Genomic DNA, 24169 nt, shown 5'->3' with positions numbered 1-24169 from the left:
AGAAATTTTAGTTTCAATAACTCGAAATAAAGGGGATAGTAGGATGACAATTTCATTTGTAGAAACAGAAGAACAATCTTTATGGATTGAAAAGATACAGAAGTTTCTTCCAAAGTTTCAGGAAAGGGAGTGTAAGCTTTGGGAATTGGGATCTTTTCCGTTTGAGAATATAAACGAGTTAAAAGATATCGGTTATACAACTTTAACACTTCCGAAAGAATGCGGGGGACAAGAGATTTCGCTATATGATTTTGTTTTATATCAAGAGAAAATTGCAGAAGGAGATGGAGCGACCGCTTTATCAATTGGATGGCATCTCGGTATCGCGAAAGAACTTACGGAAAATCAATCTTGGAAACCAGATATGTTCGCATGGTTTTGTGAAGAAGTGAAGAAAGGGGCTCTTTTTAATCGAGCTGCGACAGAACGAAAGACAGGAAGTCCAACACGTGGCGGGCGACCAGAAACATTAGCGGTAAAAAAGGGTGAAAAGTGGATTATAAACGGAAGAAAGACATTTACAACGATGGCGCCAATGCTTGATTATTTCATTATTTCTGCGAGTATGGAAGGACGGGAGGAGATTGGAGAGTTTGTCGTTCCAAGATCACAAAAAGGTGTTTCCATTGAAGAAACATGGGATAGTGTTGCGATGCGGGGAACAGCGAGTCATGATCTCGTATTACAAAATGTAGAAATTCCTGATAAATATTTTACGGATATAAAAGGATCACAATCAAAACAAAAAGGAGTGGGTTGGTTACTTCATATACCGGCATGTTATTTAGGAATTGCACAAGCTGCTCGGAACTATGCGCTTCAGTTTGCTGCATCATATCAACCAAATAGTTTAAATCATCCAATCAGCTCACTGCCGAATATTAGAAGATTAGTAGGAGAATTAGAACTTGAATTGATGCAAGCTCGTATGTTTCTATATCAAATAGCAAAAAAGTATGATGAAGTCGATGATAAGCAGTCATTACAAGCAGAACTAGCAGCTGCGAAATATATTGCAACGAATGCAGCAATTTCCGTTGTTGATAAAGCGATGCGCATTGTTGGTGCGAAAAGTTTATCAGAAAAAAATCCATTACATCGTTATTATTTAAATGTGAGGGCAGGATTACACAATCCGCCAATGGATGATGTTACAATCTCATTGATGGCTCATTCTGCTTTTCACTCAATAGGATAAGAGAAAAAATAGGCATCTAAAAAGGGTGAATATATTTGCCCTTTTTAGATGCTATATTTGATCATAAAGAGAGTGAGAAGAAGCTAGTTTAATATTTTAAGATTATTCATTCTTTTTTGTTATAAGGATTAAAAAACCTTTCTTTTGCAATGTCTTTTTGATGTTTTATTAGAGAAAGCTATATTTCTGCATAGTGCTCCTGTATAATAGTGATGAAAAGTACGAAAGGAAGTATGTTCATGCTAGAAGTCATTGCAACTTGTTTAGAAGATGTAAAACGAATTGAAAAAGCTGGCGGGAATCGAATTGAACTTATTGCAGCATATATGGAAGGTGGATTAACGCCTAGTTATGCATTGATAAAAGCGGCAGTGAAGGCAGTGAATATACCCATTCACGTTATGATTCGTCCCCATGCGAAATCATTTATATATACACAAGAGGAAATTGAATTAATGAAAGAAGATATTGAAATTGCACAAAGCCTTGGGGTAGCAGGGGTTGTACTCGGTGTACTAACGGAAGAGAACAAGATTGACGAAGAGAAACTAGCCGACTTATTGTCTGTGGTGGATGGAGTAAATGTAACGTTTCACCGCGCTATCGATGAAGTAGAGGATTTAGTAGATGCGGTGAAAATATTGCGAAAGTTTAATAAAGTTACGCACATTTTAACTTCTGGTGGCACTGGACATATTGTAGAAAATATTCCTGTTCTTGCTGAAATGAAAAAAGCAAGTGAGGGAGAAATCGAACTAATTATTGGTAGTGGTGTGACACAAGAAAATATAAAGAAATTGCTACATGATACAGGAATTAAGCAAGTGCACGTAGGTACTGCTGCTCGAGAAGGAAAGTCTTGTTTTGCTGAAATTGATCAAAGTGCGATTCGAAGTCTATTAAATGTAGCAGTATAGTGATAGGAGAGAAGTGGAAAAATGGAAAAAGATAAGAAGAAAGATACAAAGAAAGAATTGATTTCATGGATCAAAACAATAGTGATTACATTGGGTCTTGTTTTTATTATACGAGAAGTTTTATTTATTCCTTCGCTTGTACAAGGTGAATCGATGATGCCAACTTTAGAAAATAATGAACGTGTTCTAGTGAATAAAATTGGATACAATATAAAAGGATTAGAGCGTTTTGATATTGTTATTTTCCATGGAAAAGAAGGCTATGATTTAGTGAAACGAGTAATTGGCTTACCTGGTGATACAATTGAATATAAAAATGATGTTTTATATGTAAATGGAAAAGCAGTTGATGAACCATATTTAGCAAAGTATAAAAAGAAAGCAAATGGAGTATTAACACCTGACTTTACATTAGAACAAATTACAGGAAAAACGAAAGTGCCAAAAGGACAAGTTTTTGTATTAGGGGATAACCGTAAAGTTTCAAAAGATGGCCGTATGTTTGGATTTATTTCGGAGGATGAAATTATCGGAAAAGGCGAAGCGGTCTTTTGGCCGGTGCCACATATAAGAGCATTATAAAAAAGCAGGAGTCTTTGACTTCTGCTTTTTGTTTGTTTTACTGAAACAGATTTAGAGAGTACTCTTTATCAAATCTCAAGAAATATTGTATAAATTGAAAGAATATTTTATAATTTTTAATTATATGTTTATTTCAAAAAACGGAATTATAGTTCCATTTTTCGGAACTTAGGGGAGTTAAAATGAGTATAAACAAAACAGCAGTAAAAACAATGGATATTTTAGCATTATTTTATGAACAGGAAGAGTTAACATTAACGGAGATGGTTCAGCTTACAGGAATGCCGAAGACAACGGTGCATCGTTTAATTGGATCGCTTGAAGAAATGGGATTTTTACAGAAAACAGTAGGAGGAAGCTATCGACTCGGTTTTTTATTTTTACGTTTTGGACAACTTGTGTCAAAGCGATTATCTGTACGAAATATTGCCAAACCACATATGAAACGGCTAAGGAATCGTCTTGGACAAGCTGTTAATTTAATTATTCAAGATGGTAATGAAGCGATTTATATTGAAAAGATAGATGGTGATAAGCCTGTTCGAGTCTATACAGAAATCGGGAAACGAGCACCTTTATATGCTGGAGCATGTCCGCGTGTTTTATTGTCTTATTTTTCAGAAGAAGAGCAAAAGAAATATATGGAGGAAACGAACTTAGAACGATTTGCAGATGGAACAATCGTTCATAAAGAGCGATTATTAGAAATGCTACGTACTGCAAAAAATGAAGGATATACAATGAGTCATTCTGAACTTGAAAATCATACTGCAGCTATTGCAGCACCAATATTTGCAAGTGATGGGGAAGTAGTAGCAGGAATTAGTATTTCAGGATTAGCGATCGAGTACAACGAAACAACGATTCCAAAGTTTATTACGGAAATACAAGAAACCGCACAAAATATTTCAAAAGAACTTGGCTGGAGGGAAGAGAAAGAAGGGGAATGATGAAATTTTCAGCATTGGGAGATCAAGCAGTAGTTGTGACATTTGGAGAAAGAATTCATATGGAAGTATATGAGGAAGTGCAAAAGTTATTTCAATTATTAAACAAAAATCCATTTATAGGAATGATTGAGTGTGTACCATCTTTTACATCTTTAGCGGTTTATTATGATTTGTATACAGTTTGGAAACATAATACAAGCAATGCAATGCCATATGATTACATATGTAATTATATCCGCGATTTGTTCTTAAGTTGTGAGAAGATGATAAGAAAAGTAGAGGATTCTATTTTCATACCTGTTTGTTACGGTGGACAATATGGTCCGGATTTAGAAGATGTTGCCGCATATCACAATTTGCAGGTAGAGGATGTAATCCGCATCCATAGCGAGGCAACTTATTTTGTTTATATGCTAGGTTTTACACCAGGGTTCCCATATTTGGGCGGGTTACCGAGCGAGCTAGAAACACCAAGAAAAGAAACACCATGTTTACAAATTGCACCAGGTTCGGTCGGAATCGGCGGAAATCAAACAGGAATCTATCCATTAGAAACACCAGGAGGTTGGCATATTATTGGCCGCACGCCTATTTCTTTATTTCAGCCACATGAAAATCTGCCTACATATGTACAAAGTGGAATGTATTTACGATTTATCCCAATAACTGAAGAAGAATATATAGCTTTAGAGGGGGGATAAGACATGAATGTAGAGGTTTTACATGCTGGGATGTTGACAACGATTCAAGATGTAGGGAGATATTATTATCAACAATATGGCGTTCCTGTTGGCGGGGCCATGGATCGGACAGCATTACGAATTGTAAATATGCTAGTAGGTAATAAAGAAAACGAAGCAGGATTAGAAATTACAATGATAGGTCCAAAACTTCTTATTAAAAAGACGACTTTACTTGCAATTGGGGGAGCAGATGTAGGAGCTGTATTAAATGGAGAGCCTATTCCATTATGGCGACCAATTGTAGCAAAAGAAGGAAGCATGCTTTGCTTTGGGAAGGAAGAGTTTGGGTGTAGAGCGTATGTTGCATTTGCAGGTGGAATCGATGTAGCGTGCAGTATGGGGAGTAAAAGTACATATGTGCGTGCTTCTATAGGGGGAATCGAAGGAAGAGCACTAAAGAAAGGGGATCAGTTACAAATTGGAATACCTTCCTCTGTTGCAACTCGCATGATAAAGAAGTTGTTAAATGAAAAAAGAATATATACGCAGTGGGGAGCATGTAGACATGTACTACCAAAATATAGTCGTTATCCAGTAGTTCGCATTATAACTGATTTTGAATGGAATGAATTTAGTAAAGAAAGCCAAGTAGCCTTTTTTACAAAGGAATATAAGGTATCTCATTATGCTGATCGCATGGGATATCGTTTGAAAGGTGAGCATTTAAAGAGAATAGAAGATTATGAGGTTTTATCGAGCGCTGTAACATTTGGGACGATTCAAGTGCCACCAGGCGGACAGCCTATTATTTTAATGGCTGATAGACAAACAACGGGTGGGTACCCGCGAATCGGAAATGTTATTTCCGTTGACTTGCCTATTTTAGCACAATTAAAGCCAAATGATTATGTTACATTTGTCCAAATTTCCATGGAAGAAGCAGCAGCGCTTTACATAGAGCAAGAAAGAAATTTAAGTCTATTACAAAAGTTTATCAATTTACAAGAATAGGAGAGGAAGAGAAGGATGACTTCCATTGATTTAAATTGTGATTTAGGAGAAGGGTTTGGGGCGTATCAAATCGGAAATGATGATGCCATTCTTCCGTTTGTTTCATCTGTAAATATCGCATGTGGTTTTCATGCAGGTGATCCATCTGTTATGCGACAAACAGTTGAAAAAGCATTGCAACATGATGTGGAGATAGGTGCTCACCCTGGTTTGCCGGATTTAATTGGGTTCGGTAGAAGGATAATAGGAGTATCACCAAATGAAGTATATGACTATGTTGTATACCAAATTGGAGCGTTAGATGGATTTGTAAGAGCGGCGGGGGGAAGAATGCATCATGTAAAACCGCATGGCGCACTCTATAATATGGCTGCTACTAATCTAGAAATTGCAGAGGCAATCGCAAGAGCCATTCGTGATATCAATCCAGAGCTATATTTGTATGGATTAGCCAATAGTGCATTTATACAAGCTGCAAAAAAGTATGAATTACGCCTTGTACAAGAAGCATTTGCTGATCGTACCTATCAACCCGATGGAACATTAACGAGCCGCACCGAGAAATATGCGCTGATTAAAAATGAAGAGACGGCAATCCATCAAGTATTACAGATGGTACAAGAAGGTAAAGTAAAGGCTGCGGATGGAACTGTTATTACAATGCATGCACAAACGATTTGTTTACATGGTGATGGTGAGAAAGCTGTCCAATTTGCAAAAGAAATACACAGAACATTTCGATTAAAAGATATTTTTGTCTGTGCACCTAAATAATATAAGGGGATGATAGAGATGGTGAAGTTAATAGGGATATTGCTTGTTGCTGTAGGATTTTTATTTCGCTTAAATACACTGCTAGTTGTTATGGTAGCAGGAGTCGTAACGGGTATAGTATCGGGGATGAGCTTTTATAAGGTCATAAGTATGTTTGGAACATTTTTTATAGAAAACAGATATATGTCTATGCCTATTTTGTTGACTCTTCCAGTAATCGGTATATTAGAGCGATATGGATTAAAAGAAAGAGCAGAGGCATTAATTACGAAATCGAAAGGAGCTACAACTGGGAGAGTACTTATGTCCTATTTTACCATTCGGGAAGCTTCAGCAGCAGTAGGGCTGAATATTGGGGGACATGCACAAACAGTAAGACCTTTAGTTGCACCGATGGCAGAAGGTGCTGCACAAGGACGATATGGAAAGCTTCCTGAAACATTGAAAGAGAAAATTAAAGCGAATGCTGCCGCAGCTGAAAATACAGCATGGTTTTTTGGCGAAGATATTTTCATTGCAACAGGTGCTATTTTATTAATGAAAGGTTTTTTTGACTCTGTAGGAATGCATGTAGGTGTTTGGGATATGGCACTATGGGGAATTCCAACAGCGCTTTCAGCCTTTTTTGTCAGTTGGGTTCGATTTAGACAGTTTGATAAACAAATTGCAGTTGTTATGAAAAAAGAAAAACAACTAGACAAGGAGGTAATGGAGAGTGAGCCTTATTACGCTAGATACAATTTACTATTTGTTAGGAGTTATTGTAGCTTTTATAGCTATTCGCGTGGCATTTGATAAACAGCATCCAAATCGAATTGGCTCTAGTTTATTTTGGGCATTATTTTCTATTACATTTTTATTTGGAAAAATAATTCCTCCTTTTTACATTGGTTGTATGGTGTTAGTAATGGTTATTTTAGCATCTGTCAATAAAGTAACGAAATCAAATGAGAAAGAAGCTCCTACGGAAGAACGTGTAAAACAGGCGAAAAAACTTAAAAATAAAATCTTTCTACCAGCAATTTTAATCCCGATCTTTACAATTATTGGAACATTGACGTTAGGTAAAATGAAATTTGGAAATGTGTCTTTAGTAGACCCTGAAAAAGTAACATTAATTGCGTTAGCATTAGGAGCATTGCTTGCTTTCGCTATGGCGATGGGAATTACAAAGGCGAAAAGGACAGCGCCTGTACAAGAAGGGAGTAGATTATTACAAGCTGTCGGTTGGGCTGTGATTTTGCCACAAATGTTAGCGGCGCTTGGTGGGATTTTTTCAAAGTCAGGTGTTGGACAAGTTGTTTCTGATTTAGTTGGTCAAGTATTGCCGACAGAATATCCATTTATTGCTGTGATGGCGTATTGTTTAGGGATGATGTTATTTACAGTTGTAATGGGAAATGCCTTTGCTGCTTTTGCTGTGATTACAGGCGGAATAGGACTACCTTTAATCGTTCAAATGCATGGCGGTAATCCGGCTATTATGGCAGCACTTGGTATGTTTGCAGGATATTGCGGAACATTGTTAACGCCAATGGCAGCCAATTTTAATATTGTCCCAGCAATGTTGTTAGAGTTAAAAGATAAAAATGCAGTCATTAAGGCGCAGGCGCCGATTGCTATTACTATTTTTGTAATCAATATGTTCATTATGTACGGACTTGTATATCGCTTTTAATAGGGAGTGTTGTAGATGAAAACAGTATTGTTAACAGGGTTTGACCCTTTTGGAGGAGAGAAAATGAATCCTGCTTGGGAAGTAGTCAAAGCATTACATGAAAAAGAAGGCAATGGGTATAAGGTGATTAGTAAACAGATTCCAACAGTATTTCATAAGTCAATCGAACAGCTAGAAGCATATATAGATGAGTTTAATCCAGAACTAATCATTTGCATTGGACAAGCTGGAGGAAGGGCTGATATTACAGTAGAGCGTATTGCAATTAATGTCGATGATGCAAGAATTCCAGATAATGAGGATTATCAACCTATCGATGTTCCAATTATAGAAGGTGGGCCTGTTGCATATTGGTCGACACTTCCTATAAAGGCGATTGTCAAGAAACTTCGTGAGGAGGGAATACCAGCTTCTGTATCACAAACTGCTGGTACTTTTGTTTGTAATCACCTTTTCTATGGACTGATGCATCAATTAGCAACAAAGAATAAAAATACGCGCGGTGGTTTTGTACATATTCCATTTCTCCCTGAGCAAGCTAGTCTTCATGTTAATCAGCCAAGCATGTCGCTTTCGACGATTATAGCGGGTATCCAATTATTAATCGAAGTTGCGTTACAAGTGGAAAAAGATATTGTAGAATGCGGGGGAACTACACATTAAGGAAATGACAACTGGTATAATGTAGAAAGAAATCTACATAGAGGTGAGAGTTATGCAGCAATACAAAGAAGTTCGCTCCATTCTAGAAAATGCAAAGAAAATAACGGTATTAACTGGCGCAGGTGCAAGTACAGAAAGTGGAATACCTGATTTTCGCTCAGCAAATGGATTATATGCGGATGCAAAAGTAGAAATGTATTTATCGAGAGGATATTATAATCGCAATCCAAAAGAATTTTGGAAACATTATAAAGAGATTTTTCAAATTCGTACATTTCATCAATATAAGCCAAATCGCGGACATACATTTTTAGCAAAGTTAGAAGAAGAAGGAAAAGATGTGACAGTATTAACGCAAAATATTGATGGTTTACACCAATTAGGCGGTAGTAAACATGTCATTGATTTACATGGAACATTGCAAACGGCACACTGTCCGAAATGTAAAAGGAAATACGATTTACAATATATGATTCATCATGAAGTACCGCGCTGTGAAACGTGTCAGTTTATTTTAAATCCCGATGTTGTTTTATATGGTGATACACTACCACAATATCAAAATGCAATTCAACGTTTATATGAAACAGATGTATTATTAGTTATGGGAACGTCCTTAAAAGTACAACCAGTCGCATCGTTTCCGCAAATTGCAAAGAAAGAAGTAGGAGCAACCACTATTTTAGTAAACGAAGAATTAACGGGGCAAGAACATCATTTCGATTATGTATTTCAACTTAAGATTGGTGACTTTGTAAAGAGAATATAAAAATTTACGAAATCCTTTTTCAAAAGAAAAAGTAATAAATGAAGTGAAAACAGCCGTGTTTCAATATGAAGCACGGCTGTTTTTTTATGAGTATTTGCTTCTATTAAGAAGCGGTGTTGGTTTACTTCGTGTAAGAAAGAACCTTTTTATTTTTTGATGGCTAATCCATACACAAGTGTTTCACTAGGAGTCGTAATACTAAAACCAGTCGTTTTATAATCGAGCTTGAATGTATCGCCTACATATTCTTCTGTAAATGAATCCATTTGAATAACGAGATGTTCATCTTCATATACGACTTCATCTGCACAATAGGAATCAATAATGAAATCAATATCGACAAAAATACTGCAAGAGTTTGTCATTGTTCCTCGAATTCGGATGATTTTTTTAGTATCGGAACTGAATCTTTGGATTGCTACTTTTGCTTCGTTAGTGATACGAATGTTCATGAAATCCCAACCTTTATATATGTTCTTATTTGTATTATGACAAAAACATACGAAATGAGAAAGGGGATAGATGTATAATGATGGTACTGTAAAGATTCATGCTACACATAAATCTTCTCCATTAAATATAAATGATTAAAAGGAAGAGAGAAGAGATAAAAAAATACCAGCAAACATAAGTATGCTTGCTGGTATGCATTCATTATAGTTCACATTTATCAAGTGGAATGATTTTTGTTTTCTTTACAAATTTATAACTAAGCCAAATGATAAGGAAGAGTGGAAGTCCAATATAGGAAACGAGTACGCCGTTCCAATCGATAGACTCGCCCATAAATGCGCCATAATTTTGTCCTAAAATAACGATTAAGCAAAGTGCAAAGGCGAAGATTGGGCCAAATGGGAACCATTTTGCTTTATATGGTAAATCATTCAAGTCTTTCCCTTGGGCAATATATGCTTTACGGAAGCGGTAGTGACTAATAGCGATTCCGACCCAGGCAATAAAACCGGACATACCGGAGGCGTTTAATAACCAAACGTATACAACACCATCTCCGAATAAGGAAGCTAAGAATGCTGCGCTACCAACTAATGAGGTAGCGATTAAAGCATTTACTGGTACACCGCGTTTATTTAGTCTTCCTAAAAACTTCGGTGCCTTCCCTTGACGGGCTAAATCCCAAAGCATACGAGTAGAAGCATACATTCCAGAGTTTCCGGCAGATAAAACAGCAGTTAAAATAACAGCGTTCATAACAGAAGCAGCGAAAGCGACACCAGCTTTTTCAAATACAAGTGTAAATGGGCTCACGGTAACATCGCTTGCAGCCAGGCTATCTGTTGTATAAGGAATCAATAATCCGATAACAAGAATAGCGAAAATATAAAATAGTAAAATGCGCCAAAAGATAGAACGAATTGCTTTTGGAATGCTGCGCTCTGGATCAGAAGTTTCACCTGCGGCTACACCTAATAATTCAGTTCCTTGGAATGAGAATCCAGCTGCCATAAAGACACCGATAATAGCCATAATGCCGCCGTTAAATGGTGCATCTGCAACTGTGAAATTTTTAAAACCGACTGGTTCTCCGCCCATAATGCCGAAAATCATCATAAATCCAACGACTAAAAAGAGAATAACAGTTGCTACTTTAATGAGTGCAAACCAATATTCTGCTTCGCCAAATCCTCTGACGGATAAATAGTTTAAAAGAAACATAATAGCTAAACAAATGGCACTCCAAATAAGAGAAGGAGTATCGGGAAACCAAAATTTCATAATTAATGTTACAGCAGCAAGCTCTGCTGCAATTGTGATTGCCCAGTTATACCAATAATTCCAGCCAAGTGCAAATCCAAGTGATGGATCAACGAATTTTGTTGCGTACGTGCTAAAAGACCCAGCGACAGGCATATATGCTGCTAATTCAGCTAAGCTTGTCATTAAAAAATAAACCATAATTCCAATTGCGGCATATGCGACAAGTGCGCCGCCAGGACCAGCTGAGTGAATAACACCGCCGCTGGCAAGAAATAAACCAGTACCAATTGTACCACCGAGAGAGATCATTGTAAGGTGACGCGATTTCAGTCCTCGTCTCAGTTCACCTTGATTTTTTGTGGATTGTTGCGTTTTAGAGGTAGCTTGATCTGCTATATTATTCATGTGTAACACTCCTTTTTTTAAGATAGGAAGGAGCGGGGGAATATAAAAAACCGCCAAAGGACTTTGGCGGAACGTTTCAAAATAACCACCCCATCATACCCTTCCGTTAAGATAGCTCCCCACGTTTACACGGTATTTTGTAAACGTGACAGTTCTGTTCCTATTCGGAGACAGCCCCAACTTATATTCCCAGAGAAGAAATATAAACTTCGGCAACTTTTCCTTTCAAGCGGGGTCATAGACATTCTCTGTGCCTCATCCGCCTTACTCTTAAAAGTCGCAACCTCTACCTCATCGGATTGATGAGGATTTGTTTATTGCTATGATTTTTAATATATGGCAATTGTAATGACTTTCTGAAAATATTGCAAGGGATTTTTGTAGGAAATAATCAAAAAAAGTTGGTTATTGTATCGGAAACATTTTCAAAACTCCGCTCAAACCTATTTTGTATGTAAATAGAATGATAAAAAAGTTATTATACAAATGTTTCGCAAAAAAGAAGAGGAAATCCTTTAAAAATTAAAAGAAAATTCAGAAAAAGATAAAAATGACAAAATATTTAATTTTAAAAGAAAATTCGTTATTTTTTGATATACTTCTTAGGAAGCATATTGATGAAAGGGGAAAGAGAGATGTTTTGTATATTTGCTTTTGTTAAGGTAGATCAATTTGTATAAAAAAGGGGAATGAGAATGAGTTTAGAAACAAAAAGATTAAAGATTATACCATGTACAGAAGAAACGCTCTATATGACGGTTGAACAAGGATACGATAACGGACCACATATTGAAAATTATGTTCAGAAATTAAAAGAAGATGCTTCCTTGCTGTATTGGGGAAGTTGGCTTGTTGTTCGAAAAAGCGATGGTAGGATGATTGGTGACATTGGATTTAAAGGTGCACCAAATAGACAGAAAGAAGTGGAAATTGGATATGGGTTTCTTGAGGAATATTGGAACAAGGGATATGCAACGGAAGCAGTAGGAGCACTGGTTCGCTGGGCATTTCAGACTTCAAAAGTTGAAACAATACGAGCTGAAACACTTCATAATAATATCGGGTCCATTCGTGTGCTAGAAAAATTAAATATGAAACAAATAGGCAAAACGGAAAAAATGATAAAGTGGCAATTAAGATAGCGTAGAATAAATAAAAAAGCATGATCCTTTAAGCGGTATCATGCTTTTTGTATTAAGGTAATATTTGTTTTTGGTCAGTTGGATAGTTAACGCTTTGTTTTGTTAACTGGGAGTGATTGCGAATAGATAAAAATAGAGCGATGATAACAATCAGTCCTACAGCAACATAAGAAAGTATAATAATCGTTGGATCTAATTGGAATGCTGTAAGAAGTGTTCGAATGTTTGTGAAGATAATAAGACCACCAACAAATACGCCAAGTAAATGAGACGGTACAATTCGAACTAACCATGCTGCAATCGGAGCGGCAATAATCCCACCTAGCATTAAAGCAAATACCCAAAGCCAGCTTACTTGTTCCCATCCTAAAGAAATGAAAAATCCAATTGTCGCTGCTAAAGCGACAGGAAATTCACTCGTATCTACAGAACCAATCACTTTTCTTGCTTCATTCCCACGCGCGAGAAGCACGGGTGTAGTGATAGGGCCCCAGCCTCCGCCGCCAGTTGAGTCAACGAATCCCGCAAATAAACCGAGAGGAATCAGTTGTTTGCTAGACATACGTTTGTTAGATGAAACGATTTGTTTTTGAATAATAAATCGTAATAAAATGTAGACACCTAAAGTGAATAAAAATAAAGAAATGTATGGTTTAATTACATCACCAGGTAAATTGCTTAAAAAACAAGCACCGACAAAAGCGCCAATTGCTCCTGGTAATGTAAGCCTTGAAACAGTATATTTATCGACATTTCCAAAGCGTAAATGGGAAAATCCAGATGCGGCTGTTGTGACCACTTCAGCTAAATGAACGGAAGCAGAAGCAACGGCTGGTGCGATTCCAAACATTAATAATAAAGAGGTAGATGTGACCCCATACGCCATTCCAAGTGCTCCGTCAATCAATTGAGCAAAAAAACCAATAATAGCAAAGACAATTAATTTCTGCATATATAATCCCCCTAATAATAAATGAAAAAGGCGCTTTTCTCGTGTGAGAAAAGCGCCTTTGGTTTTTCCAATCAGCATAATATAAATTTTTTTATTATTATAATGCATATTAAACTCATAAATCAACTAGGTTTTGAAAAGTTTTTTGAATTGATTGAAATAACGGAATGGTTATATAATAAAAAGATGTAGATTAGAGGAGGGAAAAGCGTGTTAGCATTTGATCATCTCGTTCATGCTGTTCGATGTACACCAAAAGAAGCGGAAAAACAAATGAAGGAACTCGGATTCCATACGATGCAAGGCGGAGAACATACAGATTGGGGAACGTGGAATAGTTTATGTTATTTCGATTTATCTTATATTGAGTTTTTAGCAATGCAAGATGAAGAGAAAGCGAAAGTAGCAAATAATCCACTTGTTCAGGAAACGGTTGCGAAATTACAAGAGGCGGAAGGGCTGCTGCAAATTTCCATTCGGACAGATTGTATGGAAGAACTTGCGAATCGTTTGGAGAAAAAAGGGATAAACGTAATGGGGCCAATGGAAGGAAAAAGAATGAGAAACGATGGCCGTCTATTAGAATGGAAAATGTTATTTGTGGAACAAGAAGAAAATGGTCCAAAACTCCCTTTCTTTATACAGTGGGGAGATCATGATGAAAGTAGAAGAGCTGACTTACAGAAGGCGGGAATCATCGCTCCCCATCATAATGAAGTAAAAGAAATGAAAACCATTTTTTACGCAGTGAAAAATGCTCGTGAAACAGTGAAACGATGGAAAGAGCTCCTGGAAGTGCAAGCAAGCTCTTCGGATATTCATCAAGAATGGAATGCGATTTGCCAAAGTGTATCATTTGGAAATGTCAGAATTCAATTTTGTGAGCCTATTGGTGAAGGATTCGTTCAAAAGCAGTTAGAAAAAAATGGGGAATATCCTTTTGCAGTGGAATTACAAGGAACGCATCATCATAAGAGTAAAAAACAAGTGTTAGGTAGTGTATACATCTATTAATCGGGGGAGTCGATGTGCAAGAAGTTTTAACTGAATTAGAAAAACGATTAAATTGGCCTCATATCGTAAAGTGTACCGTTATTTCAAAAGGATTTTCGCTAGATCAAAAGTATAAAATTGAACTAGAAAACCGTGAGCGTTATTTTATAAAGGTATGTGATCGTGTAGCTCGTAAACGTAAACAGGAAGAATACGGATATATGAGTCGTTTGGAATTATTAGAGGTGCCAATGCCAAAACTACTTCATTTTGTAAATCTTGATTCATGCAATCGATGTGTACAAGTGTTTGAATGGATGGAAGGAGAAGATGGAAAAGATATACTTGCCAAATTGACTGAGAAAGAGCAATACATAGCTGGAAAAAGAGCGGGAGAAGTATTAAAGGCAATTCATACTGTGAAGGAAAAGAATGTAGAAGAATCTTGGGAAACGTTACGGTGGAATAAATATAAGAAATACTTGCAAGCATTAGAAGAATATGAGACTGATTTTATTGATATAAAACGAGTGTTAACTTTTGTAGAAACTCATAAACATTTATTACAAGACCGTCCGGTTGTATTTTTACATGACGATTTTCACCCAGCGAATCTTATGTTTTATCATAATGAGTTTCGTGCTGTGATTGACTTTGCAAGATTTGATTTTGGAGATCCAATTCATGATTTTTATAAATTACCTTTGTTTACAGTCGATACGAGTGTACCATTTGCAGTTGGACAAATTCACGGATATTGCGAGGGTGAACCACCGCTTCATTTTTGGAAGTTATATGCCTTGTACGCAGCAATGATTTTCCCCGCAGATATTGTGTGGACACATCGAATCACACCTAACTTAGTAGAGAAAATGAAAATAAGGTTAAGAAGAATTGTAGAAGAGCATAATGGTTTTACATCTTATATTCCAAATTGGTATAAACCTTTAATAAAGCTATAATAAATATAGAATAACGGGAGGCGTACGTATGGATAAAATAGCTGTTATTTCAGATATTCACGGGAATATGCCAGCGTTAGAGGCGGTACTTGCAGATATTCGCTTAAGAGGAATAGAACGCATTTTTTGTTTAGGTGATTTAGTAGGGAAAGGCCCGCAATCTAGTGATGCAATTGAAAAGATTCGTACAGAATGTGAGTATGTTGTAATGGGGAACTGGGATGATTTCATCACAAAGCCGACTGAATTTGAAACGTTAAAGTGGCATCAAAATCAGCTTTCAGAAGAACAGATGGATTATTTAAGAGGACTGCCGTTTTCAATTGAATTTATAATGAGTGGAAAATTGATTCGGATGTTTCATGCTTCGCCTAGAAGTGTATATGAAAGAATTCAGCCGCATGCTTCAAGAGAAGAGCGGATGAGCATGTTTGAAAATAGTAATGTTACAAAAAACATCGAAGGTGACAGAAAGCCAGATGTTGTTTGCTATGGAGATGTCCACCAAGCATTTGTCCAAAACTTTAAAGGAAAAACATTATGTAATGCTGGGAGTGTAGGAAATCCTCTTGAGATTACACAAGCTTCTTATTTAATCTTTGAAGGTATATATGATCAAAAAGAGCCAGCGAGTTTTTCGATTCAACTTGTCCGCGTCCCATATAACATTGAACTTGCGATACAGATAGCAAAAGAATTTGATATGCCAGAAATTGATGCTTATATACAAGAATTGACGACAGCTCAGTATCGCGGATTAAAAAAATAGATTCATATATGTAAAAGAGAGGTATATTCTGAAATAATAATATACAATTTTTAATATGTGAATTATAATGAATACATATTTTAAAAAACTCCTAGGATAAAGAGGAGGAGGTAGTATGAATAAAAAGTTTAGAATATTGATGAAAATTACACCGCCCTTTAGTATCGTTTTCCTGTTCATCGGTTTAACAATCGGGATATTGGGCGTATTCGATCAGAATGTAAAAACGATAACCGCATCATTATTCATTATGATTCAATCTGTTCTTGCTCTCCTATATGTGAAATCTTTTAAACAAATATGGGGAAACAAGCTATAAATAGAAAAAAGCGCAAGGAATTCCTTACGCTTTTTTCTATTTTAGACAAGTTTTCATTGCACGATGTAAACGAGAGATTCCCTCATCTATTTGATTGATGTTTACTTTTCCATATGACAATCGAATATAGCCATTCTTTGCACCGAAAATACTACCGGGCATAAAGGCAATACCTTGTTTTAAACTTTGCATAATAAGTTGTTTTTCATTAATCGGTTTCTTTACTTTTCCCCATATATAAATTCCACCATTTGGATTGGAAAAAGAAAGGTAGTCTTGAAGATAATAGTTTAAGGAATGAACAAGAAGATCTCTTTTTTGTGCTAGTTGTCTTCGCAGTTGTTCCATATGCGTATGGAACGGAACGGTCTCAAAAAACTGTTGCATGAGCCACTGCGGGAGTATACTCATTCCTAACTCCATTTGGTGGCGCGCGTCCGACAATCTTTCCACTACAGAATGCGGAGCGACGAGCCAGCCGATCCGAAGGCCTGGTGCAATCATTTTGGATAAGGAATGAACATAAATAACTGTTCCATTTTCATCAATGGACTTTAATGTCGGACAAGGCTTTTTCTTTTCCAGTGTTAGCAAACTGGATGGATCATCTTCTACAATTGGAATACGTAAATCTGCGCATAGTGATAACAGTTTCTTTCTCCGGTTTGGGTGCAGCATCGTACTTGTTGGATTTTGAAAATTCGGGTTTAAAAAAATCATTTTAATACGGTGTTTACGATATAATTCTTGAACATCTTCTGGATGAATTCCATACTCATCAACAGGTAATGGGAAAATTCGAATACCAGCAGACTGGAAGAGCGGTAATGAATAACAATGCGATGGGCTTTCAAATGCAACTGCATCGCCCGGGTTTAATAAACATTGTACAATTAGGTGAAGTGCTTGCTGCGCACCAGATGTAATCATAATGGATTGTTCTGTCGCATCAATGTGTAGATACTCTTTCATATATTTTACTGCTGCCTGTCTTAACGGAAGATAGCCTTGTGGATGATCATAGCTAAGAGACTGAGTGAAAGGTTGCGTTTGTAAAATCATTTGCAGTTGTTCATGAGGAAATAGATCACAACCAAGTTCTCCATTGGCAAAATCAATGATATTTTCATTTTGTTGTACTTGTTCCCGAATATGGCGAAGAAGTGGTAAATTTGGTAAGAACGTACCGCCTTCTACGAATCCTCTCCAGTTTGGTGTTAATGTAGGAGAAACGCCCCACATATGCGTACTCACACGTGTGCCTCTCCCTGCTTTACTCTCTACAATTCCCATCGCCCGAAGTTCATTATAAGCAGTTGTAACAGTACTGCGGTTAATATTGAGATGCATGGCAAGCTTTCGTTCTGAAGGTAGAAAGCTACCAGGAGGAAGCTCTCCGTACATAATACGTCTTTCAATGAAATCAACAACTTGTTGATAAATTGGAACTTTGCTATTCGTATCTAATTTCCACTCCATTTATATCGTCCCCTTAGTTCTCATTATCGTCATTATAACAAATTGGTTGGGTAAAAAAACAGCCAATTGGATGGTGTAGTGTCCACTCAATTTTACTATGCTAATAGTGGAAGGGGAGAGTAAGATGAAGCGATGGCAAATGGAATGGCTCCTCATATCAGTTGCTTTAGTATGGGGAGCGAACTATACAATTGGAAAATATGGAGTGGCATATATGTCATCCATTCAATTTAATAGTTTACGATTTTTAGTAGCTTCTCCAGTATTATTAGTTATTACATTTATGTTGGAGCGCTCGTTACGAATTGAAAGAAAAGACTGGCTTAGATTAGTAGTCGTTGGAATTGTTGGAACAACGTTATATCAAACGTTATTTATGTTATCTGTCAAATATACTTCAGCAACAAATGCGTCGTTATTAATCGCAATGTCGCCAATTTTTACAGGGATTTTAGCAGTACTACATAAACAAGAACGCTTTTCAATGAAAATTCAAATTGGTTCGGTACTATCGTTTAGCGGGGCAGCGCTCGTATTATTAACTGGACATACGAGCCAATCTACATATGAGTATGCTTGGCTCGGAAATGGAATCGGACTAGTCGCTGCCATTGCATGGGGGTGGTATCCAATCCTTGCACAACCGCTTATTACGAAATATTCAGCAATGCGAGTAACTTCTTGGTCTACATTAATTGGAATAGTACCGCTCGTTATATATTGTTTATTCCACGCAAGTACATTAACGTGGCCGGCGGATACATTAAGCTGGGGATCATTAATATATTCAATTGTATTTGCGACCATTTTCGGTCTTGCGATGTGGTACGTTGGCATTAGTAAAATGGGTTCTACAAAAGTAATGGTTTATATGTATCTTGTTCCATTATTTGCAGTTATTTTTGCAGCGATGACCATCGGAGAGAGAATAACGATAACGCAGCTAATAGGCGGCCTTATTATATTTATCGGTTTATATGTTGTGAAAAAAGGAACAGTCAAAAAAACTTCTTTCCATTTGAACAAGGTGAGTGAATGATAAAAACGACATCTTGCGTAGAAGGAGGTCGTTTTTTATTATGTTGTTCTATAATCCCTATTTTTAAGTTTCTTTCTAACATCCATAAAGGCAAGAATCATTATTATTGTGCAAATTAATTTTAACTAACGAACTTCTTGATGAAATAATAGTCCAGATATAACATCGTAAGCATATAAAAAAACAATGATTGGAAAGAGCCATCGCATAAAGTTCAAATCTTTTAAACGGTACTTACATTTGCTAATCTTTTTCCACATAAATGGGCTTCACTCCTGATTCATTGAAGTTTTGTAATTTTTCTTAATAATATCTTTCGCATTGTTAATAAGGAACGCAAGGAAAAGAACAGCTAGAATACCACTAATCCATGCATATTTGCTGCCAGTTGTATACTTATTATAGAAGGTTAAGATATTCCATATAAAAAGAATGATTGAACAGATGGTAGCGGTAACGATTGAACCAAAACTTCTCATGATTGACACCTCACTTTTAAAGTTTATTATATAATTATACATTAAAATAAATAGATTTAAAATAAAATGTAAAGGAATTATTCTAGCAGGTGAATACAGTTAGAAAAAATGTTGCGATTCATCTTCAATTGATTAAAAGTCTTACTCCCACCTCATTTTTTGGCTTTCGCTGGATTTTGAGGTGGGAGTCTTACTGCTCGTTATAATAGAGGTATTTGTGACGGTTCTGTTCGTACAGGGAAAGTAAAAAATATAATTTAGATATTCACAATTTCTCTATACTTTTCATAAATTGAAGCCGCCACTACTGTATCTAAAAAGGCAACCCCCAACTGATTTGAATAAAGCAATCTCATTCGGATTTGTTCGTCCTTGTTTCTTTCCTATAATAATATCTCCAAGTTCACTATATATGTTTGAAAAATCCCATTCATTTTGTTTGCTTGCAATCAAGAAATCTCCAGCTTCATGTTGTACACCTTCTATTGTATCTACAATAATTTTATCGCTGCGCTGTAATGTAGTGACATCAAGTTCTTGCATATGAGGTTGATACATTGAGACGTATTGATATTAATGGGATTACAAGACGTTCACTTTAAACGGTCACTTTTAGCGTCACTAGCCTACGATGACTTTAGCGATTTCCTCAGCTACAGACTTTTGCATGTCAGGTATAACGTGACTATACGTATTAAGTGTCGTCTGTATATCCGTATGTCCTAATCTATCTGCAATCAATTTTACATTCACATTCTGTTGTATCAAAATTGTCGCATGAGTATGTCGTAAATCATGGAATCGGATTGAAGGAAGACCAAGCTTATCTGATAAATGGTGGAATGTAATACGTAAATTACGTGGAAGGGCTGGTTTACCTTCTTGTGTACATACCACTAAATCGAAATCTTGGTATTTATCTCCTGAAAGCAATCGCTCAAGATCAATTCTTTACTTACGCTCCTTCAACTCATCAATCAAATCAGGCGGAATATGGATAGACCGTATACTAGATGCGTTTTTAGCACCTATTTTAATTTTAGCGGTTCGAGTTACGGTTTGGCGTACGTAAATAATGTCGTTTTCGAAATCGATATCTTGCCAACGATCTACTACCTGTTGTGCATGAGGAAGTGCTTCGGAAATGGCAGAAGCGTAAGAAATAGAGCCGTCACGACCCACAACTTGTATAGTAGGAGGTTGTTTTAACTACTCTACAACGTCTTCTTTTGTATGGCTTTCTAAAATCGTAATAGGACGCCTTGTATCTTGATCTATAATAAGCGTTCTATAGCGATTGCGTTTTTTAAAAGCAAAATCATCAATTCCAGTGTTAAATAAGTTTTGGTACGGTAGGAGGTTCCATTTTATAGAGTAAGCGAAGAAGTGTATCATGACTTGTATGAAATCCTAGTGATTCCGTCACTTTAGATGCAGTTGTACAGTTTGTGGATAGAATAATTTCTGTAAAATTTCTTGTAAACGATTCGTTTTTCGTTGATACAATTGAAGCCACGCGAATCGATCGGTAAATATCCGTGTCGAGCATACTGGGCTATCACAAAAGAATTTCTTTACTTGTAATTGTAGGTGAATAGATGTTTGTTGAATAGCTAAGTCTTGAACAAAACGTGTATAACGAAGTATATACTCGTTATGAAATCATACCACAAGAAGGGCAGGGGCATGACTTACAGATGGATTTTAGGATATAAACATGAGTGTGGGCTGCTTGAAACGAAGACATAAGTTCAATACCTTCAAATGAAGGAATAACAATATACATAAAATGGAATACTCCTTTTTATCTTATTATACCATTTTTTGTATTCCTTCACCAAAAGTGCGTAAGAACCAATTCTACTTGACGGTTACAGCTCCTATTTATGGGAGTCTGCTTTAGATTTTATCTAAGGTTCTTTTATTGATAATGATAGATTTGTGGTAATTTATTATTGATAAAAGAACCTTAGTGTATTTGCTCTTGTTTTTCTAATAATCCTTGTATGTATATGGTATAATTTACATACTAATCACTATGTAAAGAAGGGAAGGGATGGTATTAATAAAAGTAATACCTAAACGTCCAGAATTGACGGAAGATTTCGAAAAATACCTTTGCCAGCAACAACAATTGGCAAGGGAGGTCAATGCATGGGTTTAAATATGTATTTAGACGAAGTACAAAGCCAAACTCAAAGTATGAACGCTGTATGTACCGCTACCATTCAAGGTATGGAACAAGTTATTCAATCGATTGATGCTTTTACAAGTGATACCGTTCTACAAGGGCAAACTTATGATAGTGCAAAAGCATTTTTCGCAGAAACTTTTCGCCCTTTAGCACAAGGAATTATTTACTTATGTGAAGAATTAATCCTTCAGAATGACGTCTTTCCAAGTCAATTTGAATCCAAGGTAGCTCAGGCTGATGTCATTGAACAAGAGCTACTAGAACAAATTAAAGAAATTGACCGAATGAAAGCAAGTATGGAAGCCGTCACTCAAACTATGCCAATATCAGGTATGGATGCTATGGCGAATCTTTTCACTATCATGAGGAAAAAACTTCAAGAAAAGTTAGATCATCTGTATGAGTTTAACCAAACATCTAGTAATAACTATAGTACAGCACTTCAGCTAGCTGCTAGTATTGCGACAGGTCTTGCAGAAGTCCAAAGCGGAAAAGGGTTTAATCCTACAAGTGGTACATTTAGTACACAAGAATTGAATATGGAGTGGACAACTTCTATTCAAGCGATTGGAGAAGAGAGGGCACGTCAAACTAGCAATCTTCTAAATGACAATTTATCAGATGATAATATCGAAGAAGGGGCAATGTGTGGTAAGCTTACTCCTAAATCAGATTTAGAAAAAGGGTGGGATGGTCTTTATACTGGTGCAGGACAAGCTGTTGGTGATGCTTGGGAAGGATTTAAAGCGTTAGGTGACGGTGAAACATGGTCAAATATGTGGGATGCAGTTGTTAATTATGATGAAACTTTTCCTGCAATGTGGAATGCTTTCTCAGACTCCTTTATGAACGATGTTTGGTATGGTGATATTGAAAGTGGATTCCGTTGGGGCTCTTATCTATTGACATCAATCGGTACAGGATTACTTGGAGGAAAAGGTCTCGATAAAGTTTCTAAGCTTGCTAGAGGAGCAAATATATATAAAGTAACCGAAGCTTTCCCACCACGTTTACCACCTGCTTTTGCAGGTGGTGGTCTCACTGGTGAAGGAATACTTAGTACACTTCCGCCATCAGGACATTGGGGTAATTACTTAAGTGGTTATCTTATGTTCGCTAGACCATCTTGGAGAACAACAGAAAATGAGTTCGGCGAAATGCATCCTGATTATGATGACCAAGTGGCTTTCAAAGGTGGAGATGAAGTATCTAAGAACACAAAAGGTAGTACTAGACCTGATTTTCATATAGAAGGTCATAGTGTAGAACTAAAAAATTATGATATATCTACCAAATCAAAAAGAACTAATTTAGTGAATGTAATTGTTAAACAACTAAATTACAGAGATATCCACTTACCTCAAGAAACAAGACAGACTGTTATTATTGACACAAGGGGACAAATTGTTACTAATGAAATTTTGATAGAAATAAAGGCGGGAATAAGTAAAAAAGCTAATACCTTACCTGAAATAAAATTTATTAAAAAGGACTGATAAAAATGGCAGTAGGATTTTCTGTAGATATGTTTTTTTATGAGGCAGGACACCCTGACTTTTTACACAGCTTTTTCTCAACAGTGTCATACCACTGTGAACCGGATGGATGGGGAACTAAATACCCTCTACTAATGAAGAACTTATATTTTGAAAAATTAAAGTATGAGGATGTACCTGAAGCATTAAAAAATGTAGAAGAAATTAGAGAAAAATTAAGTACAATACCTCCGTCAGAAGTAATTTGGGATATTGAAGACTTAACAAAAAGACCTCCTTATGGAGATAAAATCCCTGCTAAAATAACTAGTTTAGCAAACTATCACACTATTCAAGGAACGTCTTTTTTAGATTTACTAAAAAATGCATTAAAGGAATCAGAGGAATGCAAAATGGATGTAATGATTGAAAAGGTTGGGTGATAAATTTAGTAACAAAATTTGTCAGAGTAGAATGTTATCATAATAAAAATCACTTCAAACGAGGTGATTTTTATTTTTTTTCAAAAGTGTCATTCTCAATTTGCTCAAGCTTTTAAATAGTGTATATAATAGGAATAACGCTAGGGAGGCATAAATAAATGAATGAAGAAATTTCATTAAATTATTTTAACGAATTAATAGATAGAAATAAAAGTATGTTCTTATGTGGAAATGGCTTTAGCATGAATTTCGACAGTGATTTTGAAAATATATACGATCGTTTATATGATGGGCACAAAGAGTTACTAGTGAATTCTGAATATAAGGTGAATGCAGGGGATAGAGCTTTTAGTAAAAAGTTTAAGGACAATTATAAAAACGTATTAAGATACCTAAAGTATATAAGTAAAGAATAATTTTATAAAATATTTGATGATGCTTATACTTTTGCAAAGTCTATTAAGGATAATGATAGATTAATCAGTGATCTAGATGAAAATGGATTAATTACAAAATTAATTTTTTCAGTAAGTCAGAAAACCATCTTAGAACAAATATGTGAAGTTGGTAAAGATAA

At 36.2% G+C, this 24169-nt stretch carries 24 protein-coding genes, 4 pseudogenes and 1 riboswitch; of the genes and pseudogenes, 20 read left to right on the top strand and 8 right to left on the bottom strand.

The genetic code is table 11. From position 1 onward, the window contains the following. Window positions 1-43 precede the first annotated feature (43 nt). From MR058_RS06820 to MR058_RS06770, 11 genes and pseudogenes are all read left to right on the top strand, one after another. Window positions 44-1198, top strand: a complete 1155-nt coding sequence (locus MR058_RS06820; protein ID WP_242143249.1) for an acyl-CoA dehydrogenase family protein — start codon at window positions 44-46, stop codon at window positions 1196-1198. 239 nt (window positions 1199-1437) lie between these two features. Next, complete coding sequence (locus tag MR058_RS06815; RefSeq protein ID WP_242143248.1) at window positions 1438-2115, top strand: copper homeostasis protein CutC; 678 nt, start codon at window positions 1438-1440, stop codon at window positions 2113-2115. Window positions 2116-2136: 21 nt separating this feature from the next. Then, window positions 2137-2697, top strand: a complete 561-nt coding sequence (gene lepB / locus MR058_RS06810; protein WP_242143247.1) for a signal peptidase I — start codon at window positions 2137-2139, stop codon at window positions 2695-2697. A gap of 182 nt (window positions 2698-2879) precedes the next feature. Beyond that, window positions 2880-3647 carry an IclR family transcriptional regulator gene (locus MR058_RS06805; protein ID WP_242143246.1) on the top strand — a complete coding sequence of 256 codons (768 nt, stop codon included), beginning with the start codon at window positions 2880-2882 and terminating at the stop codon, window positions 3645-3647. After that, window positions 3647-4348: a 5-oxoprolinase subunit PxpB gene (gene pxpB / locus MR058_RS06800; RefSeq protein ID WP_242143245.1), complete on the top strand. Its 702-nt coding sequence runs from the start codon at window positions 3647-3649 to the stop codon at window positions 4346-4348. Before MR058_RS06805 ends, pxpB begins: the two co-directional genes overlap by 1 nt. A gap of 3 nt (window positions 4349-4351) precedes the next feature. Continuing rightward, window positions 4352-5341, top strand: a complete 990-nt coding sequence (locus tag MR058_RS06795) for a 5-oxoprolinase subunit C family protein (RefSeq protein WP_242143244.1) — start codon at window positions 4352-4354, stop codon at window positions 5339-5341. A 15-nt stretch (window positions 5342-5356) separates the two neighbouring features. Further along, a complete protein-coding gene (gene pxpA, locus MR058_RS06790; protein WP_242143243.1) occupies window positions 5357-6115 on the top strand; it encodes a 5-oxoprolinase subunit PxpA in 759 nt (252 codons plus the stop codon). 18 nt (window positions 6116-6133) lie between these two features. Next, window positions 6134-6826: pseudogene (locus MR058_RS06785) on the top strand (DUF969 domain-containing protein); the annotation flags it as partial. A 4-nt stretch (window positions 6827-6830) separates the two neighbouring features. Beyond that, window positions 6831-7793, top strand: coding sequence for a DUF979 domain-containing protein (locus tag MR058_RS06780; protein WP_242143242.1), 963 nt, complete (start codon window positions 6831-6833; stop codon window positions 7791-7793). Between the two features lie 15 nt (window positions 7794-7808). Continuing rightward, a complete protein-coding gene (gene pcp / locus MR058_RS06775; RefSeq protein ID WP_242143241.1) occupies window positions 7809-8456 on the top strand; it encodes a pyroglutamyl-peptidase I in 648 nt (215 codons plus the stop codon). 52 nt (window positions 8457-8508) lie between these two features. Beyond that, window positions 8509-9225 carry an NAD-dependent protein deacylase gene (locus tag MR058_RS06770; RefSeq protein WP_242143240.1) on the top strand — a complete coding sequence of 239 codons (717 nt, stop codon included), beginning with the start codon at window positions 8509-8511 and terminating at the stop codon, window positions 9223-9225. Window positions 9226-9371: 146 nt separating this feature from the next. Here the strand turns inward: MR058_RS06770 and MR058_RS06765 are convergent, their stop codons facing one another. After that, window positions 9372-9677 carry an iron-sulfur cluster biosynthesis family protein gene (locus tag MR058_RS06765; RefSeq protein WP_242143239.1) on the bottom strand — a complete coding sequence of 102 codons (306 nt, stop codon included), beginning with the start codon at window positions 9675-9677 and terminating at the stop codon, window positions 9372-9374. Window positions 9678-9879: 202 nt separating this feature from the next. Beyond that, window positions 9880-11346, bottom strand: coding sequence for an amino acid permease (locus MR058_RS06760; protein WP_242143238.1), 1467 nt, complete (start codon window positions 11344-11346; stop codon window positions 9880-9882). A gap of 104 nt (window positions 11347-11450) precedes the next feature. Continuing rightward, window positions 11451-11643, bottom strand: a riboswitch (Lysine riboswitch). A gap of 398 nt (window positions 11644-12041) precedes the next feature. Here MR058_RS06760 and MR058_RS06755 point away from each other — a divergent pair. Beyond that, window positions 12042-12488 (top strand): GNAT family N-acetyltransferase, encoded by a 447-nt coding sequence (locus MR058_RS06755; RefSeq protein WP_242143237.1) that lies wholly within the window; start codon window positions 12042-12044, stop codon window positions 12486-12488. A gap of 52 nt (window positions 12489-12540) precedes the next feature. Here the strand turns inward: MR058_RS06755 and MR058_RS06750 are convergent. Further along, window positions 12541-13548: pseudogene (locus MR058_RS06750) on the bottom strand (sulfite exporter TauE/SafE family protein). A gap of 102 nt (window positions 13549-13650) precedes the next feature. On the opposite strand from MR058_RS06750, the gene MR058_RS06745 reads away from it, so the two are divergent. The 4 genes from MR058_RS06745 (at window position 13651) to MR058_RS06730 (ending at window position 16483) form a co-directional block, all read left to right on the top strand. Next, window positions 13651-14454: a VOC family protein gene (locus MR058_RS06745; RefSeq protein WP_242143236.1), complete on the top strand. Its 804-nt coding sequence runs from the start codon at window positions 13651-13653 to the stop codon at window positions 14452-14454. A 14-nt stretch (window positions 14455-14468) separates the two neighbouring features. Next, window positions 14469-15395: an aminoglycoside phosphotransferase family protein gene (locus MR058_RS06740; protein ID WP_313949162.1), complete on the top strand. Its 927-nt coding sequence runs from the start codon at window positions 14469-14471 to the stop codon at window positions 15393-15395. A gap of 28 nt (window positions 15396-15423) precedes the next feature. Continuing rightward, window positions 15424-16164 (top strand): metallophosphoesterase family protein, encoded by a 741-nt coding sequence (locus MR058_RS06735; RefSeq protein ID WP_242143235.1) that lies wholly within the window; start codon window positions 15424-15426, stop codon window positions 16162-16164. 115 nt (window positions 16165-16279) lie between these two features. Continuing rightward, entirely contained in the window at window positions 16280-16483 is a 204-nt protein-coding gene (locus MR058_RS06730; RefSeq protein ID WP_242143234.1) for a hypothetical protein, read from the top strand. Window positions 16484-16519: 36 nt separating this feature from the next. Here the strand turns inward: MR058_RS06730 and pdxR are convergent, their stop codons facing one another. Continuing rightward, window positions 16520-17962 carry a MocR-like pyridoxine biosynthesis transcription factor PdxR gene (gene pdxR, locus MR058_RS06725; RefSeq protein ID WP_242143233.1) on the bottom strand — a complete coding sequence of 481 codons (1443 nt, stop codon included), beginning with the start codon at window positions 17960-17962 and terminating at the stop codon, window positions 16520-16522. A gap of 124 nt (window positions 17963-18086) precedes the next feature. Between pdxR and MR058_RS06720 the strand changes: the two genes are divergently transcribed. Further along, window positions 18087-19001, top strand: coding sequence for a DMT family transporter (locus MR058_RS06720; protein ID WP_242143232.1), 915 nt, complete (start codon window positions 18087-18089; stop codon window positions 18999-19001). 38 nt (window positions 19002-19039) lie between these two features. Here MR058_RS06720 and MR058_RS06715 read toward each other — a convergent pair. The 4 genes and pseudogenes from MR058_RS06715 to MR058_RS23840 form a co-directional block, all read right to left on the bottom strand. Continuing rightward, window positions 19040-19261, bottom strand: a pseudogene (locus MR058_RS06715) (hypothetical protein). Window positions 19262-19270: 9 nt separating this feature from the next. Then, window positions 19271-19480, bottom strand: coding sequence for a hypothetical protein (locus MR058_RS06710; protein ID WP_242143231.1), 210 nt, complete (start codon window positions 19478-19480; stop codon window positions 19271-19273). 285 nt (window positions 19481-19765) lie between these two features. After that, window positions 19766-20038, bottom strand: coding sequence for a hypothetical protein (locus tag MR058_RS06705; protein ID WP_242143230.1), 273 nt, complete (start codon window positions 20036-20038; stop codon window positions 19766-19768). 63 nt (window positions 20039-20101) lie between these two features. Next, window positions 20102-21266: pseudogene (locus tag MR058_RS23840) on the bottom strand (tyrosine-type recombinase/integrase). Window positions 21267-21634: 368 nt separating this feature from the next. Between MR058_RS23840 and MR058_RS06690 the strand changes: the two are divergent. The 3 genes from MR058_RS06690 (at window position 21635) to MR058_RS06680 (ending at window position 24008) form a co-directional block, all read left to right on the top strand. Then, the gene (locus MR058_RS06690; RefSeq protein ID WP_242143228.1) at window positions 21635-23170 is read left to right on the top strand and encodes a T7SS effector LXG polymorphic toxin; all 1536 of its coding nucleotides are present in this window, start codon (window positions 21635-21637) and stop codon (window positions 23168-23170) included. A gap of 5 nt (window positions 23171-23175) precedes the next feature. Continuing rightward, window positions 23176-23592, top strand: coding sequence for an Imm70 family immunity protein (locus MR058_RS06685; RefSeq protein ID WP_242143227.1), 417 nt, complete (start codon window positions 23176-23178; stop codon window positions 23590-23592). A gap of 158 nt (window positions 23593-23750) precedes the next feature. Beyond that, the gene (locus tag MR058_RS06680; RefSeq protein WP_242143226.1) at window positions 23751-24008 is read left to right on the top strand and encodes a hypothetical protein; all 258 of its coding nucleotides are present in this window, start codon (window positions 23751-23753) and stop codon (window positions 24006-24008) included. Window positions 24009-24169: the final 161 nt, after the last annotated feature.

Source organism: Bacillus cereus group sp. BfR-BA-01430, from assembly GCF_022663115.1.
Classification (GTDB): domain Bacteria; phylum Bacillota; class Bacilli; order Bacillales; family Bacillaceae_G; genus Bacillus_A; species Bacillus_A cereus_BD.
The sequence above is the reverse complement of the archived record's forward strand: the minus strand, read 5'-3'. Positions and strand labels throughout refer to the sequence as shown.

Coding starts and splice junctions, on each gene's coding strand:
- MR058_RS06710 (WP_242143231.1), bottom strand. CDS start 19,480: ATGAGAAGTTTTGGTTCAATCGTTACCGCTACCATCTGTTCAATCATT.
- MR058_RS06685 (WP_242143227.1), top strand. CDS start 23,176: ATGGCAGTAGGATTTTCTGTAGATATGTTTTTTTATGAGGCAGGACAC.
- MR058_RS06815 (WP_242143248.1), top strand. CDS start 1,438: ATGCTAGAAGTCATTGCAACTTGTTTAGAAGATGTAAAACGAATTGAA.
- pxpB (WP_242143245.1), top strand. CDS start 3,647: ATGAAATTTTCAGCATTGGGAGATCAAGCAGTAGTTGTGACATTTGGA.
- MR058_RS06720 (WP_242143232.1), top strand. CDS start 18,087: ATGAAGCGATGGCAAATGGAATGGCTCCTCATATCAGTTGCTTTAGTA.
- lepB (WP_242143247.1), top strand. CDS start 2,137: ATGGAAAAAGATAAGAAGAAAGATACAAAGAAAGAATTGATTTCATGG.
- MR058_RS06730 (WP_242143234.1), top strand. CDS start 16,280: ATGAATAAAAAGTTTAGAATATTGATGAAAATTACACCGCCCTTTAGT.
- MR058_RS06680 (WP_242143226.1), top strand. CDS start 23,751: ATGAATGAAGAAATTTCATTAAATTATTTTAACGAATTAATAGATAGA.
- MR058_RS06765 (WP_242143239.1), bottom strand. CDS start 9,677: ATGAACATTCGTATCACTAACGAAGCAAAAGTAGCAATCCAAAGATTC.
- pcp (WP_242143241.1), top strand. CDS start 7,809: ATGAAAACAGTATTGTTAACAGGGTTTGACCCTTTTGGAGGAGAGAAA.
- MR058_RS06805 (WP_242143246.1), top strand. CDS start 2,880: ATGAGTATAAACAAAACAGCAGTAAAAACAATGGATATTTTAGCATTA.
- MR058_RS06735 (WP_242143235.1), top strand. CDS start 15,424: ATGGATAAAATAGCTGTTATTTCAGATATTCACGGGAATATGCCAGCG.
- MR058_RS06820 (WP_242143249.1), top strand. CDS start 44: ATGACAATTTCATTTGTAGAAACAGAAGAACAATCTTTATGGATTGAA.
- pdxR (WP_242143233.1), bottom strand. CDS start 17,962: ATGGAGTGGAAATTAGATACGAATAGCAAAGTTCCAATTTATCAACAA.
- MR058_RS06795 (WP_242143244.1), top strand. CDS start 4,352: ATGAATGTAGAGGTTTTACATGCTGGGATGTTGACAACGATTCAAGAT.
- MR058_RS06705 (WP_242143230.1), bottom strand. CDS start 20,038: ATGTATCAACCTCATATGCAAGAACTTGATGTCACTACATTACAGCGC.
- MR058_RS06690 (WP_242143228.1), top strand. CDS start 21,635: ATGGGTTTAAATATGTATTTAGACGAAGTACAAAGCCAAACTCAAAGT.
- MR058_RS06770 (WP_242143240.1), top strand. CDS start 8,509: ATGCAGCAATACAAAGAAGTTCGCTCCATTCTAGAAAATGCAAAGAAA.
- MR058_RS06755 (WP_242143237.1), top strand. CDS start 12,042: ATGAGTTTAGAAACAAAAAGATTAAAGATTATACCATGTACAGAAGAA.
- MR058_RS06760 (WP_242143238.1), bottom strand. CDS start 11,346: ATGAATAATATAGCAGATCAAGCTACCTCTAAAACGCAACAATCCACA.
- pxpA (WP_242143243.1), top strand. CDS start 5,357: ATGACTTCCATTGATTTAAATTGTGATTTAGGAGAAGGGTTTGGGGCG.